At 73.1% G+C, this 16,386-nt stretch carries 11 protein-coding genes; 3 read left to right on the forward strand and 8 right to left on the reverse strand.

What is annotated here, in order from left to right; all coding sequences use genetic code 11:
* Positions 1 to 192 precede the first annotated feature (192 nt).
* Complete coding sequence (locus ACSMXR_RS35210; protein ID WP_473170790.1) at positions 193 to 3,327, reverse strand: discoidin domain-containing protein; 3,135 nt, start codon at positions 3,325 to 3,327, stop codon at positions 193 to 195.
* Between the two features lie 151 nt (positions 3,328 to 3,478).
* On the opposite strand from ACSMXR_RS35210, the gene ACSMXR_RS35215 reads away from it, so the two are divergent.
* On the forward strand, positions 3,479 to 4,180 hold the full coding sequence (locus tag ACSMXR_RS35215) for an aspartate/glutamate racemase family protein (RefSeq protein WP_473170791.1): 702 nt from the start codon (positions 3,479 to 3,481) through the stop codon (positions 4,178 to 4,180).
* A 189-nt stretch (positions 4,181 to 4,369) separates the two neighbouring features.
* Here ACSMXR_RS35215 and ACSMXR_RS35220 read toward each other — a convergent pair whose 3' ends face one another.
* Positions 4,370 to 5,209: a LysR family transcriptional regulator gene (locus ACSMXR_RS35220; RefSeq protein ID WP_473170792.1), complete on the reverse strand. Its 840-nt coding sequence runs from the start codon at positions 5,207 to 5,209 to the stop codon at positions 4,370 to 4,372.
* Positions 5,210 to 5,309: 100 nt separating this feature from the next.
* On the opposite strand from ACSMXR_RS35220, the gene ACSMXR_RS35225 reads away from it, so the two are divergent.
* Positions 5,310 to 6,047 carry an SDR family oxidoreductase gene (locus ACSMXR_RS35225; RefSeq protein WP_218526339.1) on the forward strand — a complete coding sequence of 246 codons (738 nt, stop codon included), beginning with the start codon at positions 5,310 to 5,312 and terminating at the stop codon, positions 6,045 to 6,047.
* Between the two features lie 68 nt (positions 6,048 to 6,115).
* Here the strand turns inward: ACSMXR_RS35225 and ACSMXR_RS35230 are convergent, their stop codons facing one another.
* Entirely contained in the window at positions 6,116 to 6,472 is a 357-nt protein-coding gene (locus ACSMXR_RS35230) for a winged helix-turn-helix transcriptional regulator (protein WP_218523619.1), read from the reverse strand.
* 135 nt (positions 6,473 to 6,607) lie between these two features.
* Here ACSMXR_RS35230 and ACSMXR_RS35235 point away from each other — a divergent pair, with 135 nt between their 5' ends.
* The gene (locus ACSMXR_RS35235; protein WP_381908663.1) at positions 6,608 to 7,639 is read left to right on the forward strand and encodes a zinc-binding alcohol dehydrogenase family protein; all 1,032 of its coding nucleotides are present in this window, start codon (positions 6,608 to 6,610) and stop codon (positions 7,637 to 7,639) included.
* 130 nt (positions 7,640 to 7,769) lie between these two features.
* Here the strand turns inward: ACSMXR_RS35235 and exaC are convergent, their stop codons facing one another.
* The 5 genes from exaC to ACSMXR_RS35260 form a co-directional block, all read right to left on the reverse strand.
* Positions 7,770 to 9,293, reverse strand: a complete 1,524-nt coding sequence (gene exaC / locus ACSMXR_RS35240; protein ID WP_473170793.1) for an acetaldehyde dehydrogenase ExaC — start codon at positions 9,291 to 9,293, stop codon at positions 7,770 to 7,772.
* Between the two features lie 201 nt (positions 9,294 to 9,494).
* Positions 9,495 to 10,748 carry a GAF domain-containing protein gene (locus tag ACSMXR_RS35245; protein ID WP_364883027.1) on the reverse strand — a complete coding sequence of 418 codons (1,254 nt, stop codon included), beginning with the start codon at positions 10,746 to 10,748 and terminating at the stop codon, positions 9,495 to 9,497.
* Between the two features lie 110 nt (positions 10,749 to 10,858).
* Positions 10,859 to 11,452, reverse strand: a complete 594-nt coding sequence (locus ACSMXR_RS35250; RefSeq protein WP_473170794.1) for an N-acetylmuramoyl-L-alanine amidase — start codon at positions 11,450 to 11,452, stop codon at positions 10,859 to 10,861.
* A 257-nt stretch (positions 11,453 to 11,709) separates the two neighbouring features.
* Positions 11,710 to 13,122, reverse strand: a complete 1,413-nt coding sequence (locus ACSMXR_RS35255; RefSeq protein ID WP_473170795.1) for an SWIM zinc finger family protein — start codon at positions 13,120 to 13,122, stop codon at positions 11,710 to 11,712.
* Positions 13,119 to 16,130 carry an SNF2-related protein gene (locus ACSMXR_RS35260; RefSeq protein ID WP_473170796.1) on the reverse strand — a complete coding sequence of 1,004 codons (3,012 nt, stop codon included), beginning with the start codon at positions 16,128 to 16,130 and terminating at the stop codon, positions 13,119 to 13,121. The genes ACSMXR_RS35255 and ACSMXR_RS35260 overlap by 4 nt, the downstream gene beginning before the upstream one ends.
* Between the last annotated feature and the right edge of the window lie 256 nt (positions 16,131 to 16,386).

A 16,386-nucleotide genomic window follows, 5' to 3' on the forward strand; every position in this document is an offset into this window, starting at 1 on the left:
TGCCAGGTCCGCCGTGCGCGCGCGGACCTGGCGGGCAAGGACCCGAGTACGCCCAGTACATGAGGGCAAGGGCGAGGGACTGGGGCTGACCAGCGATCCGGCCCCCCCGCCACGCGGGTTAACGGCCAAGCGACCGACGCGCCGGTGGGCCCGGTCCGCCCACGCGATCAGCGTGCCGGTGGCCCCGGTCCGTCAGCGGACCGACAGCCGTACGAGACCGCCGCGCCCCTCCGGGGTGCCCGAGACCCGCAGCGCCACATAGCGCGGGGAGCCCGTCGCCCGCAGACTCCGCACCCGGCCATGGCCGGTGAGCGCGCCCGCCCGGCGGTAGCGGATCCCGTCGTCACTGAATTCCACGGACAGGCCCGGGACCCGCCCGGCCGACCACTCGGCCTCCACCCGGCCCACCGCGCGCCGCGCCCCGAGGTCCACCACCAGGCGGCCGTCGCGTCCCGGCCGCCACACCGTGTCCGGGTCACCGTCGACGGCCGCCGACGGCTCCGACATCCCCGTCGGCAGCGGCGCGTTCGGGAAGACGGCCCGGCCCAGGGCGAGGTCCGTCGTCGGATACGCCCGTGCCCCGCGCACCGTGACCTCCGTACCCCGGCCCGGCCGCACCACCGCCACCGTGCTGTGCCCCTGTGCCTCGACCCGCACCCGGCAGACCGGTCCGGCCAGCCGCACCGTGGCGGCGTCCACGACCTCCACCCGCAGCCCGTTCGGCAGCGACCGCCCCGACAGGGGGACCAGCGTGAACCGGGGCGGCAGCAGCAGCGCCGATGCCGCCTCCAGCCGCGCCTCGTACCGCAGCCCGTCCCGGGTCACCATCTGCTCGCCCTCGTAGACCTCCCGGCGGCGGCCCTCCTGCACCAGGGCGACCGGGGTGCGCACCGCCCGGTCCGACAGGTTGAACAGGCTCAGGTGTCCGTCCGTCACCGCCGCCCGCACCTTCTCGTCCCCGGCCGCGGGCACCGGCCGGCGGGCGAGTTCGCGCAGGCCGGCGACGGACACCCCGCAGTGGCCCTCCACGAGCAGCGGGCCCGTACCGCCGCCCTCCGCCAGGACGACGGTGTCCCCGTACACCGCCAGCGGACCCCGCCCGCCGCGTACGACCAGGCCCGCGCGGCCGTCCACGTCCAGCCAGCCGCCCTCACTGCGCAGCGCAGGCACGGGCCCGCTCGCCAGGTCCGTCCACCGTTCGCCGTCGTCCGAGCCCTGCACCAGGTAGCTCCGGCCCGCCGCGCTCTCCCAGCGCAGGGTGACCCGGTCCAGGGCGCGGGGCTCTCCGAGGTCCACGGCGAGCCAGCTGTCGGGGCGCGGCCGGTCGGCCGTGGACACCGCCCAGCGGGTCGTGCCGTCCCCGTCCACGGCCAGCTCGGGTCCCCGGCCCGGCGTGTACGAGGACGCGGTGGCCCGCCCGCCGCGTGCGAGGTCGGGCCCGTCCGACCCGTCCCGGGCCTCCACGGCGAACAGCGAGTAGCCGTACGCCGGATCGGGTGTCACGCCCTGGACCCGCAGGTGCCGGACCGTCGTACGGTCGAAGGACAGCTCGTCGACCCGGCCCGTCGAGCCGTCGGAGGAGTCCCGGGACGCGACCGTGGCCGACCCCTCGGCGAAGCGGTAGGTCCGCCCGCCGTCCAGCCCCGCCACGCCCGGCATGGTGAGGTTGTGCACCTCCAGCCGGCCGCCCGCGGTGTCCGGTCCTTCGGCGGCGTGGACGACCGCGCCGGTGGGCAGCGTGGTGAACCCCGCGAAGCCGTCCTTCAGCCGCAGCACCGTCGCGCTCCCGTCGAAGCCGTCGCGCAGCCGGGTGTGCGTGCGCACGGAGCGGCCGGTGACCTCCACGGCGGTCGAGGGCAGGAACATCGGCGTGGCGCCGCTGATCCGGAACAGCCAGTCGTCGTGGCCCGGCTGCCACGCGAACTTCACGAGCTTCGGCTTGGACACCGCGCCCGCCCAGGCGGCGGGGGACTGGTGCGAGACCAGGCCGGGCCCCTCCCCGAAATCGGTCACCCCGGAGGCGTACGCGAACAGCTCCCGCTGCGACAGCGGCACGACCGGCCGGCCCGCCCCGGGCCACACGTGCAGCAGGTAGCTGATGGCCAGTTCGGCGCGGGCCTCCGGCTCGTACTTCGGCTCACCGGAGAACTTCGCCAGCCGGTGCTCCGGCGGATACGCCTGGTACGCCTCCAGCCGCGCCGCGAGCTCGACTTCGGCGCGGGCCGCCGCCCGGTCGCCCATCACCCGGGACAGGAACGCCAGCGGGATGACATCCCGGCCGTAGAGGTGCTCGCGGTCGTTCACCATCGGCATCAGCGGCTCACCCGCGTCCGACATCACCCCCAGCAGGGTCCGCCACAGCGGCCCGGCGTTCGGCTGCCGGGTCAGCACCTCGGGCAGCGGTTCACCGGCGGCGAGGAAGTGCGCCGCGTTGCGCCCCGAGGTCCGCCACAACTCCGCCTGGTAGTGCGGGCCGAAGGAGCCGTGGTTCTCGACGATGAACGTGTCGTAGACGTTCCGTGCGGTGTTCCGGGCCACCGGAACGCCGTCCACGCGGGCCGGGTTGGCCAGGTCGGCCTCCGGCAGCCCGGCCTCGTTGCGCGACCAGGTGCCGTAGTCGGCCGCCCACGCCGCCCGGCGGCGGTCGTCGGGGGCCCAGGCCAGTGCGGGGGCCAGCGCCTGGGCGTAGATGCCCATCTCCTCCAGCTTGGTGTCACCGACGTGGCCGCCCGTCAGCCCGTTCGGCGTCCAGGACCCGGACGCCGGGTCGTCGCCGGTGCCCAGGGCATGCGTGTACGCGGCCTGCTCCCGGACGATGGTGTCCACCAGGGAGCGGGTCCGCGCGTCCAGCTCGTCCCAGAGCAGCCGGGCGGCCAGCACGAAGTACGACTGGAACGTGGTGTCGAAGAACAGGGTGCGGCCCCACTGGGTGCCGCCGGCCAGCCGGTTGGAGGCGGCGAAGTGCCGCAGCGTCGCCAGCGTCCGCCGCTTGAGCGTGTCCCGGTCCACCCCCGCCAGCTCCGCGTCGTAGCTGCCACGTGTCAGCAGCACGGCGTGGCCGAGGACCACCGCGAACCCGAAGAACTTGTCCGTATAGATGCCCCGGGCCTCGTCCCACTGCGTCTCGGACCAGCGGGTGTGCCGCAGCAGCACCCGGTAGTACGTGGCGGCGACATCGTCCTCCGCGCCGCTCCCGCCGGTCCCGGCGAGCGGGGACGCGGCCGCCGACGATGAACCCGCGCTCAGCCGCAGTGCGGTCACGGCCCCGGACGCGCCGAGGATCTGGAGCAGCCGACGGCGGTCGAGGGGAAGGGAGGTCGGGCCCACGGTGGTTCTCCTCTGGGTGGACAACGTTGTCAAAGGTTGAGGGCCACCCTTGGCCGCCCCGGTATCTTCCGTCAAGGGAAAACGCACGATTGAACACGACGACTACGGAACGACGGAACGACCGAACGAGGGAACGAGGAGGGACGCGGCAGTGAGGACGATCGGGCTCATCGGCGGCATGAGCTGGGAGTCGACGGCGGAGTACTACCGGCTGATCAACGAGTACACCCGGGACCGGCTGGGTGGGCTGCACTCGGCGCGGTGCGTGCTCTACTCGGTCGACTTCGCCGAGATCGAGCGGCTCCAGACGGAGGGGCGCTGGGAGGAGGCCGGCGAGGTTCTGGCCGATGCCGCCCGCGCGGTGCAGAGCGCCGGGGCCGACATGGTGCTGATCTGCACCAACACCATGCACAAGGTGGCCGATGCGGTGGCGTCGGCGGTCTCGGTACCGCTGGTGCACCTCGCCGACGCCACGGCGGACGCGGTCCGCGCGGCGGGGGTGCGGAAGGTGGGCCTGCTCGGCACGGCGTTCACCATGGAGCAGGACTTCTACCGGGGCCGGCTGCGGGACCGGGGGCTGGACGTACGCGTCCCGGACGCGGCGGGCCGGGCCCTGGTGCACGAGGTGATCTACGGCGAACTGTGCCTGGGCGAGGTGCGCGCCGAATCCCGTGAGGCGTACCGGAAGATCATCCGAGGTCTGGTGGCGGACGGGGCGGAGGGCGTGATCCTCGGCTGCACGGAGATCGAACTGCTCATCGGCCCCGAGGACAGTCCGGTGCCGGTCTTCCCCACGACCCGGCTGCACGCCCTGGCAGCGGTGGACGCGGCACTGTCCGGGGGCGCCGAGTAGGGGCCTCCCGGACAGTGCCCGGCTTGGATCGAGCCCGGCTTGGCACGTTCAGATTCGGCGCCGAGGGCCCCCTCCCGTACGAAGTCCGCATCGCACCGCACCGGTTGGAGGTACGGGAGTCCACGGGCGGGGTGCGACGGCCTCCGCCCGGGTAGCGGCGGCTCCCTTCCGCGACGGAACACGGAGGGGTCAGAGCGAGGCCGCCACCCGGACGAGGTCGGCCACCGGCCGCGACCGGCTCTCCGGCAGCCAGGCGAGCACCGTCGTCACGGGCGGCGCGTCCGTCACCGGCACGGCGACCAGGTCCCGCCGCAGGTCGACGGCGGCCGAGGCGGGCACCACCACGGTGGCCCGGCCGAGGGCGATCAGCTGGAAGAGCTGGGTCAGGTTCCGCACCGCGACTCCGGGGCCTTCGGGGCAGCTGCCGTCCGGGCCGGGCCAGCGGGCCGGGGGAGGGCCGGGCGCTGCGGACACCTCGGCCTGCCGCACCGTTGTCCGGCCGGCCAGCGGGTGGTCGCCGGGCAGGACCGCGACCTGCCCTTCGGTCAGCAGCGCCTCCGTGTCGAGTCCGGTGACGGCGTCGAACGGCAGATGCAGCAGCGCCACGTCCGCACGCCCCGAGCACAACAGCTCCCGCTGCTCGTGCGCCTCGCACAGCAGCAGATCGACCGCGCACGCGCCGGGGTGTGCGGCGTACGCGTCGAGGACCTTGGCCAGCAGCTCACCCGCCGTACCGGTCTTGACCGCCAGGGCGATACGCGGCCGCCGCTCGGCCGCTTCCCGGGTACGGCGCTCGGCGGCCTCCGCCGCCGCGAGGATCGCACGCGCCTCCGTCAGCAGCACCGCTCCCGCGTCGGTGAGCCGGACCCGGCGGCTGGACCGCTCCAGCAGCACCACCCCGAGCCGTCTCTCCAGGCCGGCGAGCGCACGCGACAGCGCGGGCTGGGCGATCCCCAGCCGCTCGGCCGCTCTGCCGAAGTGCAGTTCCTCCGCGACCGCGACGAAGTACCGCAGCTCACGCATCTCCATGTCGGCACCGTAACCCGCCAACCCGCCCGGACCGCGACCGATGCCGCGGAGGCATCGCTGCCAGGCCCGTACGGTGTTGGTTCCCGGCGCCCGGCCGCCGATGCTGGCTGACATGAGCGAACAGACGATCGCGCTGGTCACCGGCGCGAACAAGGGAATCGGATACGAGATCGCGGCGGGCCTCGGCGCGCTCGGCTGGAGCGTCGGCATCGGCGCCAGGGACCGGGAGCGCGGGGCGCAGGCCGTCGCGGAGCTGTGCGCGAGAGGGATCGACGCCTTCGCCGTCCCGCTGGACGTCACCGACGACGCCGACGTGAGCGCCGCCGCCCGGCTCGTGGAGGAGCGTGCGGGCCGGCTCGACGTGCTCGTCAACAACGCCGGTGCGGCGGGCGGTTGGCCGGACGAGCCGACGTCGCTCGACCCCGCCGCCCTCCTGCGGCTGGTCGACACCAACGTCGTCGGGGTCATCCGGGTCACCAACGCGATGCTGCCTCTGCTGCACCGCTCCGCGCATCCGCGGATCGTCAATCAGTCCAGCCACGTCGGCTCCCTGACCCTGCAGACCGACCCCGACGCCGATCTCGGAGGGATCAGCGGGGGCTACGCACCGACGAAGACCTTCCTCAACGCGGTCACCGTCCAGTACGCCGCGGAGCTGCGCGACACCCCGATCCTCGTGAACAACGCCTGCCCCGGCTATGTGGCCACCGACCTGAACGGCTTCAGCGGGACCCGTACCGCCGAGGAAGGAGCACGGGTCGCGATCAGGCTCGCGACCCTCCCCGACGGCGGGCCGAGCGGCGGCCTCTTCGACGACGAGGGCCCCGTGCCCTGGTGAACCCTCCGGGGTGGCGGCTGCGCGCACCGCCCGTCACCCCGAGCCGGACGTCGATACGGATGTGCGGACTAGGCGATCTCGTCGATGTGGTCTTCCACCCAGGTCCGCAGTTGTGCCAGCGGCTGAGCCACGCTGCGGCCCAAGCCGGTGAGCTCGTACTCGACGTGGAGCGGCACGGCCGGGTAGATGGTCCTCTCGACGAAACCCCTCTCCTCCAGACGGCGGAGCGTGGAGGTGAGGACCTTGGAACTGATGCCTTCCAGCCGGCGCTGCAGGGCGCCGAACCGCTGCGGCCCCTCTTCCATCGCGCCGATCGCGAGGGCCGACCACTTGTTGGCCAGCAGGTCGAGCACGTCACGGCAAGGACACTGGGCTGCATAGACGTCGTGATGGTCGTGGCGATCGGTTGCGCATGTCGTCACCATCGGGATGGGGTTCCTTCCGCCGCTCACCAGGTCACTTCCCTATGGGAAGTAGGCTCCCTTGAAGGTTACTACCTCCTCGGAGTTACGTTGCTGGGGTGGCGGAGATCCGCTGGCACCGAGCGAGGAGTACGAGAAATGACCGAGATCCCCAGCACCATGCCTGCCGTCGCCTACCGCAAGAGCCTGCCCGTGGGCGATGCGGAGAGCCTCGTGGATGTCACGCTGCCGGTGCCGCGGCCCGGCCCCCGTGACCTGCTGGTGCGGGTCGAGGCGGTCGCGGTCAACCCGGTGGACTACAAGGTGAGGAAGAACAGCGACCCGGGTGGCGAGCCCAAGGTCCTGGGATGGGACGCCGCCGGCGTCGTTGTCGCCGTCGGTGACGCGGTGACGGGGTTCGAGACGGGTGACGAGGTCTTCTACGCCGGCGCCATCGACAGGCCCGGCGCCAACGCCCGCTTTCACGCCGTGGACGAGCGCATCGTCGCCCGCAAGCCCACGACTCTCTCGTTCGCGGAGGCGGCGGCCCTTCCCCTGACCGCACTCACGGCCTGGGAGGGACTGTTCGAGCGCCTCGGGCTGCATGACGGCGCCCTGAAGAACTCCGGCACGCTCCTGGTGACCGCGGCCGCGGGCGGCGTGGGCGCGATGGTCGCCCAGCTGGCGCGAGCACTGACCAGCCTCACGGTGATCGGCACCGCCTCGCGTCCGGAGACGGCCCGGTTCGCCCGCCGTATGGGAGTGGCCCACGTAGTCGATCACCACAAGCCCCTGATCCCCCAGGTGGCGGCGGTCGCGCCTGACGGTGTGGACTTCGTCTTCAGCACCGCGGGTACCGACGTGAACCTGGCCGCCTACGCGGACGTGCTCAAGCCCATGGGGCACATCGTCGCGATCGACGACTTCGGCCCCGTCGAGATCGGGCTGCTGAAGTCCAAGAGCATCTCCTTCCACTGGGAGCTCATGTTCACCCGCTCGCTGCACCAGACCCCGGACCAGGCCGTTCAGCAGCACATCCTGAACCAGATCGCCCGCCTGGTCGACGCCGGTGTCCTCACCACCACGGCCACGACCGACCTCGGCACGATCAACGCGGAGAATCTGCGCGAGGCTCACCGTGTCCTGGAATCGGGCAAGGCGATCGGCAAGACCACCCTGACCGGCTTCTGACCCACCGGCGTGACCGACAGGCGGCGAGGCACGCGCAACGTGGCTCCGCCCCGAGCGGGCCGAACGGAAGGCGCCTGACGGGCAGAAGTCCGGGTCAGGCGCCCTCTCGCGTGCTTCTGTTCGCGTGCTCCTAGAAGAAGCCCAGCTTCTTCGGCGCGTACGACACCAGAAGATTCTTCGTCTGCTGGTAGTGCTCCAGCATCATCTTGTGGTTCTCCCTGCCGATGCCCGACTGCTTGTAGCCGCCGAACGCGGCATGGGCCGGATAGGCGTGATAGCAGTTCGTCCAGACCCTGCCCGCCTTGATCCCGCGCCCCGCCCGGTACGCCGTGTTGACGTCGCGGGTCCAGACCCCGGCTCCCAGCCCGTACAGCGTGTCGTTCGCCGTGCTGATGGCGTCGTCGAAGTCCGTGAAGGAGGTCACCGCCACCACCGGGCCGAAGATCTCCTCCTGGAAGACCCGCATCCGGTTGTCGCCCTCGAAGACCGTCGGCTGGACGTAGTAGCCGCCCTCCAGCTCACCGCCGTGCTCGATGCGCTGACCGCCCGTGAGGATTTTCGCGCCCTCCTGCTGCCCGATGTCCAGATACGAAAGGATCTTCTGCAGCTGGTCGTTGGAGGCCTGGGCGCCGATCATCGTGTCGGTGTCCAGCGGGTGGCCCGGTACGATCTGCTCCGTCCGGGCGATGCCCGCCTCCAGGAACGCGTTGTAGTGGCCGCGCTGGATGAGAGCGCGCGACGGGCACGTACACACCTCGCCCTGGTTGAGGGCGAACATGGTGAACCCTTCGAGGGCCTTGTCGAGGAAGTCGTCGTCGGCGCGCGAGACGTCGTCGAAGAAGATGTTCGGCGACTTGCCGCCCAGCTCCAGGGTCACCGGCTTGATGTTCTCGGAGGCGTACTGCATGATCAGCCGCCCCGTCGTGGTCTCACCCGTGAAGGCGATCTTCGCGACGCGGGGGCTGGAGGCGAGCGGCTTGCCCGCCTCCGCTCCGAAGCCGTTGACGATGTTGACGACGCCCGGCGGCAGCAGATCCGCCACCAGGCTCAGCCAGTAGTGGATCGAGGCGGGCGTCTGCTCGGCCGGCTTGAGGACCACCGCGTTGCCCGCGGCCAGCGCCGGGGCGAGCTTCCAGGTGGCCATCAGGATGGGGAAGTTCCACGGGATGATCTGGCCCACCACGCCCAGCGGCTCGTGGAAGTGGTACGCGACGGTGTCGTCGTCGATCTCGCTGAGCGAACCCTCCTGGGCGCGCAGAGCCCCCGCGAAGTACCGGAAGTGGTCGATGGCCAGCGGGATGTCGGCCGCCAGCGTCTCCCGCACCGGCTTGCCGTTCTCCCAGCTCTCGGCGACCGCCAGCTCCTCCAGACGGGCTTCCATCCGGTCGGCGATCCTGTTCAGTACCGCGGCCCGGTCCCCTGCGGACGTGGCGCCCCAGCCCGGGGCAGCCGCGTGGGCGGCGTCCAGGGCCAGTTCGACGTCCTCGGACGTGCCGCGCGCGATCTCCGTGAACGGGCGGCCGTTGACGGGGCTCGGGTTCTCGAAGTACTGCCCCCGGGCCGGCGGGACGTACTCCCCGCCGATCCAGTGGTCGTAGCGGGACGCGTACGTGACGATCGCGCCCTCGGTGCCCGGCGCAGCGTAACGGGTCATCTCTGTGGCCTCCCGGATCCGGTGCCGCCCGCCGTTGGACGGCCCTCGGCGCGAGGCTAGGGACGGCGACGTTGCAAGGGCGTTGCAACGGCGTTACGACGGCGGGCGGGAGAGGAAGGAGCCGTCCCCCAGGGGTGAGCGACCATTCCGTTCGGCGGCGCGCGGCGGGCGTCGTCCGCCGGTACGGGCAGGCGGCCGCCGCTAGCCGCGCTGTTCGGCGTCGAGGCTCCGGACCCGGGCCAGCAACGCCGCCCGCTGATCCGCCGGAACCGCCCCGGCCAGCGCGCGCCACACCGGCAGATCCTCCTCGCCCCACGGGCTGTACGCCCAGTCGGCGAGCAGCCCCGGATCACCCCGGGCGATCAGCGCGGCCCGCAACTGCTCCGTGATCCGCCGCCGCAGCCGTACGACGGACGGGGCCCGGGAACCCGGCAGCAACGGGCCCGCGTACGCCTCCAGCGCCGCCGCCACCGCGCCCGAAGCCAGCCGGCGCGTCACCGTGTCGAAGTCGGCGTCCACCGGAACGGCCAGCCGGTACGGGCGCGAGTCCAGCAGATCGGGCCCCAGCAGCCGACGGAGCCGGGAGAGTTCGGCCCGAAGCGTCACCGGGGTCACCGACTCGTCCTCGTACAGCTCGATCAACAGCTCGTCACCGCTCAGGCCCTCCGGCCGACGGGCCAGGGCGACCAGGATCTCGCTGTGCCGTCGGCTGAGCCGCAGCCGCCGCCCCCGCGCCACCAGCAGCGCCTCGTCCCGGCCCAGCGCGCCCAGCCGCACCGCCTCGACGTCCGGCGGCGGGGCCAGCAGCGCGAGTTGCGACTCCGCGGCCCGGGCCACCGCCTGGACGAACGCCAGACTGTGCGGATGGGCGAGACGGTCGCCGCCCGTGATGTCCACGGCCCCCAGCACCCGGCCCGTGTGCGGGTCGTGCAGCGGCGCGGCCGCGCAGGTCCACTGCTGGACCGGCCGCAGGAAGTGCTCGGCGGCGAAGACCTGCACCGGGCGGTCCACCGCGATCGCCGTCCCCGGCGCGTTCGTGCCCGCCACGGATTCGGCCCAGCGGGCGCCCTCCACGAAGTTCATCAGGCCGGCCCGTCGCCGCGCAGCGGTGTGGCCCTCGACCCACAGGAGCCGGCCGTGGGCGTCGCAGACGGCCAGCAGATGCTCCCCGTCCGTCGCGTACGCGCCCATCAGCTCGCGGATCACGGGCATCGCACGGGCCAGCGGATGCGCGGCCCGGTAGGGGCCCAGCTCGTCCGGGCCGAGCTCCACCGCCGGGGCGTCGTCCGGGCTGACCCGCGCCCGCGCCGAGCGCCGCCAGGACGCGCCGACCACCGCGCGGACCGGCCGCTCCAGCCGTCCCGCCGAGGTGAACACGTCATGGGCGCGGCGCAGCGCACCGCTCTGTTCGCCGGGATCGGTGTCCGCCGCCAGGGCCACCCAGGGATCCGTCAACTTAACCCTCCCGTCCAAGGGCCGTCGTGCCCACCCATCGTCGTCGCCGCCGGTCTCCGCGACAACCTCGGTGCGGAGAGTCATCAATACGGGGGATGCGGAGGGGCGGCTCAGGTGACGGGGGTGGCGGCGGTGACGAGCCGGAGGTAGCGCTCCCAGTCCCAGTGGACGCCCGGATCGGTGTGGTCGCTGCCCGGTACCTCGTGGTGGCCGACGATGTGCTCCCGATCCTTGGGAATGCCGTGGCGCTCGCAGATGTCCGCGGTGAGCCCGGCGGACCGCAGATACATGATGTCCGTGAAGAACTCCGGGCGGTCCACCCACCCTTCGTGCTCGATCCCGATGCTCCGGGTGTTCCAGGCCCAGTTGCCCGCGTGCCAGGCGATGTTCTTCTCGCGTACGCACTGGGCGACATGGCCGTCGCCCGAGCGCACCACGTAGTGGGCGGACACCTGCTTGGAGGGGCTCCGGAAGATGCCCGTGGTCGGTGTGAACAACTGCTGGGCGACATGGATGACGATCCGGTCGACCCGGCGCTCCGAAGGGTGAGCGGGAACGGTGTAGTTGGCGGGCGCGGCCGGGGCCCAGAGGGCCGCCGCGAAGTCGGTGGGGCCCTGCGGGGCCGCCACCGCCCGGGCGGAGGACGGCAGGACGGCCGCCGCCAGCGTCGCGGCGGCGCCCTGAATGATCCTTCTGCGGTGCAACAGCTCTCCTGGGGCCGGGGGGCGTACGGGGGCGGGGCAGGGGGACGGAGCGTAAGGCCGGAACCGAGCAGGTGGGGCCCGTCCTGTGAATCACCCGCCCTGTGGATCACCCCTGCCGATGCGGATGACGAGTCCGCCGTCCATCCGGTTCCCCGCAGAGCAGAGCAGAGCAGGGCAGGGCAGGGCAGAGCGAAAGCGGCGGTGGGCACCCAGCACCGGGTCTTTCGGACTGCCGCACCCGCCGCGCCCGTAACCTCCTACGCCCCGCCCTCGGCGCCCGCCAACGCGCCCGCCGGGTCGTCGTCCGCCGGCCCGGCGGGCACCCAACGGCCGTGCTCCTTGCGGTAGGGCCACCACCGGCCGTTCGGGTCGAACCGCAGCTGGACGTCGGCGCCCACGACCGTCCAGCGGGCCCGCCCGCTCGCCCGCAGCGTCGGCCGCTCGCCCGTCTCCCACGCCTCGCCGAGCCGGGCGCGGGCCCGCCCCAGCTGCTCCTCGTCCGGCGTCCACTCCTCGTCCAGCACCGCGAGTGCCGCGACCCCGCCGTACCGCCAGGCACGGACCGCGGCCTTCAGGTCCGCGTGCGGCCGGCCCGACCCCGTGGCCAGCCGGACCCCGAACCGCGGCTCCGGCCGGGCGTCCGCGGCCAGCCGCACCGCGTCCTGCTGCGGGGTCAGCTCCACCGGGAGCGGCTGTCCCTCGTGCCCCGGAGCCAGGGCGTCCAGCAGCATCCGGCGGGCCCGCACCGCGCTGTCGGCCGCCAGCACCTCCAGCGCCGCCGGGTCGATCCCGGGCACGGGGCCGGTCTCCGTGTCCAGCGACGGCCCGAGCCCCGGCTCCGCGGGGGCCGACGGGGGCGCGGGGAGCGGCGGCAGGATCCCGGCGGCCGCGAACGCTTCCCCGGCCGGGACTCCCTGAACCTCCCGCTCCTCGATGTCGTCGCCCTGTCCCTCGCCCTCGCCGGCCCGGACCGCGCGGGCCGTGCTGCGTACCTGGAGCTCGTCCAGCAGCCGCCGCTCGTCGCGCCCCCGCATCAGCAGCAGGACGAACGGATCCTCGTCGAGCAGCCGCGCCACCTGGTAGCAGAGCGCACCCGAATGCGGGCAGTGGTCCCAGGCACCGCAGGTGCACTCCGGCTCCAGATCGCCGATGCCCGGCAGCAGATCGACCCCGGCGCCCGCCGCGTCCTCCACCAGATGCGGAGGCATCTCCCGGTCCAGCAGCGCCGCGATGTGCCCGGCCCGGTCCACCGCCATGTCCAGGAACCGGTCCCAGTCACCCGCGCCGAGCTGCTGGAGCAGGACATCGCTGCGGTGGGCCGAGCCGTCGCGGTCCCGCACCACCGCCGTGATCCGCCCCGGCCGTACGGAGACCGCCCCGACCCTGCCCTCCCGGGCCAGCCGCCGCCCCTGCTTGAGCTGCTGACCGTCGAGCGCCGTGTCCTCCAGCGCCTTGAGCCACGCCCGGCCCCACCAGGACGTGGCGAACCCCCGGCCCTGCGCCGGCGGGAACGCCGCGAACGTACGCTCCGGCCCGCGCCGGCCGTCCGGCGATGCCCCGTCGTCGCCGTCGTCCCCTCGGTCGGAGGCGTCCGTATCGCCCGCCCCGGACTCCGGCCCGTACCCGTCGTCGTACGCGTATGCGTAGTCGTCCTCGTACGCGTCGCTCATCGTGCGCCCCCTCGCAGCTCGACCAGGTCGGCCAGTTCCGCATCGGTCAGTTCGGTCAGCGCCGCCTCGCCGGAGCCCAGCACTGCGTCCGCCAGGCCCTGCTTACGGGCGAGCATCTCGGCGATCCGGTCCTCGATCGTGCCCTCGGCGATCAGCCGGTGCACCTGCACCGGCTGGGTCTGGCCGATCCGGTACGCCCGGTCCGTCGCCTGCGCCTCGACCGCCGGATTCCACCAGCGGTCGAAGTGCACCACATGACCGGCCCGGGTGAGGTTGAGCCCGGTGCCCGCCGCCTTGAGGGACAGCAGGAACACCGGCGCCTCGCCCGCCTGGAAGCGGGCCACCATCTCCTCGCGCCGGGCCACCGGCGTACCGCCGTGCAGGAACTGCGTGCCCACCCCGCGCGCGGCCAGGTGCTCCTCCAGCAGCCGGGCCATCTGCACGTACTGCGTGAAGACCAGCACCGAACCCTGCTCGGCCAGGATCGTGTCCAGGAGCTCGTCCAGCAGCTCGACCTTCCCCGACCGGTCCGCGATCCGCGGCTGCTCCTCCTTGAGGTACTGCGCCGGGTGGTTGCAGATCTGCTTGAGCGCCGTCAGCAGCTTCATCACGAGACCGCGCCGCTCGAAGCCGTCGGCGGCGGAGATCTCCGCCAGGGTCTCGCGGACCACGGCCTCGTACAGACCGGTCTGCTCCGGCGTCAGCGACACGGCCCGGTCGGTCTCGGTCTTGGGCGGCAGCTCGGGCGCGATGCCCGGGTCGGACTTCCGGCGGCGCAGCAGGAACGGCCGCACCAGCGCCGCGAGTCGCTCCGCGGCGCCCGGGTCGTCACCGCCCTCGACCGCGGCGGCGTACCGCGCACGGAAGGTGCCGAGCCGGCCGAGCAGACCGGGAGTCGTCCAGTCCAGGATCGCCCACAGCTCGGAGAGGTTGTTCTCGACGGGGGTACCGGTGAGCGCGACACGGGCGCGGGCCCCGAGGGTCCGCAGCTGCTTGGCCGTCGCCGAGTGCGGGTTCTTGACGTGCTGGGCCTCGTCGATGACGACCATGCCCCAGGACACGGCGGCGAGCCGGGGTGCGTCCAGGCGCATCGTGCCGTACGTCGTCAGGACGAACTCGCCGTCCACCAGGCCTTCCAGGGAACGCGACGCGCCGTGGAAGCGGCGGACGGGGGTGCCCGGAGCGAACCTCTCGATCTCCCGCTGCCAGTTGCCCATCAACGACGTCGGGCACACCACCAGCGTCGGGCCCGCCGCGTCCCGGTCGCTCTGCCGGTGCAGATGCAGGGCGATGAGCGTGATCGTCTTGCCGAGCCCCATGTCGTCGGCGAGACAGGCTCCGAGGCCGAGCGAGGTCATGGTGTTCAGCCAGTTCAGCCCGCGCAGCTGATAGTCGCGCAGGGTCGCGGTGAGCGCCTCGGGCTGCCCGATCGCCTGCTGGGCGGCGGACTCCGGATCGGCCAGCCGGTCCCGCAACCGCTGGAGCCAGCCGGTCGCCGCCACCTCCACACGGCGGCCGTCCACCTCCGTCGAACCGGTCAGCACCGCGCCGAGCGCGTCGATCGGGGTGACCTTGCGGTCCTGGGTCTCCCGGGCCCGGCGCGCCTCCTCGGGATCGATGAGCACCCATTGGTCGCGCAGCCGCACGATGGGCCGGGAGGACTCGGCGAGCCGGTCCAGCTCCTCGCGGGTCAGCTTCCGGTCGCCCAGGGCGAACCGCCAGTCGAACGAGAGCAGGGCGTCGGCGGAGAGGAACGAGGGCACATCCGCAGCGGTACGTCCGCGCCGCCCGGCCGCCTGCTCGTCGCCTTCCCGGTCCGTGAGGTCCGCGTCGTCCGCGTCGTCCGGGCCGATCACGGCGCGCGCGGTGAGTTTCCTGGCCAGCTCCCTGGGCCAGTGCACCTGTACCCCGGCGGCGGCAAGAGCACGCGAGGCGGGCCCCAGCAGCTCGGCGATCTCCTCGTCGGCCGGTTCCACCGAGTCCGGCACCGCGGCGGAGAGCAACGGCGCCAGCGGGGGCCAGGCGCGGGCGGCCCGCCGCAGGGTGAGGAGGGCGTCCATCCGGGCCCGCGGCCCGAACGCGGCAGCGGTCCGCGAGCCGCCCGCCCATACCTCGGCCGCATCGGCGACCAGCGTGGGATCGCTGACGCTGTGGATCTGAGGCACGGCCCGGAACGACGGAACGACCGCGTCCGGACCGGACGCCGCCCGTACCGCCCCCGGGGCGGGCTCGGAGTCCCCTTCCACGCCGCTCGCCCGCGAGGTCACGCCCGTGACCTCGATACGCAACGAGAGCCGTACACCCGCGTCGTGACCGGCCGCCACATCGGCCGCCCAGGCCCGCCCCTCGGGCAGATGCTGCGGCTGCCGGGCGGCGAACGCGGGTCCGGCGGCGACGAATCCGGCAGCCGGTGTACGGGGCATCGCGTCGGCCACGGCGTCGAGGAACGCACGCAGCAGGCGCTCCGGTTCGGGCAGCAATGGTTCGGACAACGACCGTTCGGACAACGACGGTTCCGGCAGGAACGGTTCGCCCGCGGTGTCGTCGGTCGGTACCGGAGTCGCGTGCGCGGTCGGCGGCATCGACGCGGCCAGCTCCCGGACCCGTTCGAGGTCCTCGGCGACCAACGGGCCGATGCGCCAGGCGTCGTGGTCGGTGGCGCTCAGCCCCGGCAGCAGAAGGCCGCGGGCCACGAACTGGAGAGCCAGAAGCGCGGCGGCACCCCAGAAGGCGGTCGCGGGGGAGGCGTGCGCGGCGGCCCGCGCCCGGGTCAGTACCGGCAGCGCGTCCCGGACGGGCAGGCACAGCGCCGAAACCGTGCGGGGTCGCAGGTCGGCTCCGACCACGGTCAGTTCCGACGAGGTCCCGGGAGTGCCGGAAGGGGTGCTACCGTCCGGATTCCAGAACGCGATCCTGCCGGTACGGGCCGGATCCGCGGGGACGAAAACCGCGGAGCAGCGGGACAGTTCGGCGATCTCGGAGGGCGTTGCCGCAGGGTGCCTGTGCACAGCGATGTCAGATTCCTCAAATTTGACTAGTGGGCGGAGTCGCCGAGGGTACTCCACTTCACGCGGCGACAGGCCGCACGCCTGTGTGGCGTGCGTCACTTTTTCTCTCTTTCGGGCCTGATGGTGCAGTCAGCCCCACCATCGGGCCCGGGGGCCTGCCCCAGGGGAACCAGGGTGGTGGCGCCATGGCTCCCACCGTCCTCCGATCCGTACGTTCGATCAGGTCAGCGCAGATGTTCCAGAGACCGGAGACGTC

The sequence above is a fragment of the Streptomyces sp. DSM 106670 genome (genome assembly GCF_055792845.1).

What these genes read in the sequence shown, in the direction of transcription:
- ACSMXR_RS35220 (WP_473170792.1), bottom strand. Translation starts at nt 5,209, where the DNA reads ATGGAGATGCGTGAGCTGCGGTACTTCGTCGCGGTCGCGGAGGAACTG.
- ACSMXR_RS35225 (WP_218526339.1), top strand. Translation starts at nt 5,310, where the DNA reads ATGCTGGCTGACATGAGCGAACAGACGATCGCGCTGGTCACCGGCGCG.
- ACSMXR_RS35230 (WP_218523619.1), bottom strand. Translation starts at nt 6,472, where the DNA reads ATGGTGACGACATGCGCAACCGATCGCCACGACCATCACGACGTCTAT.
- ACSMXR_RS35235 (WP_381908663.1), top strand. Translation starts at nt 6,608, where the DNA reads ATGACCGAGATCCCCAGCACCATGCCTGCCGTCGCCTACCGCAAGAGC.
- exaC (WP_473170793.1), bottom strand. Translation starts at nt 9,293, where the DNA reads ATGACCCGTTACGCTGCGCCGGGCACCGAGGGCGCGATCGTCACGTAC.
- ACSMXR_RS35255 (WP_473170795.1), bottom strand. Translation starts at nt 13,122, where the DNA reads ATGAGCGACGCGTACGAGGACGACTACGCATACGCGTACGACGACGGG.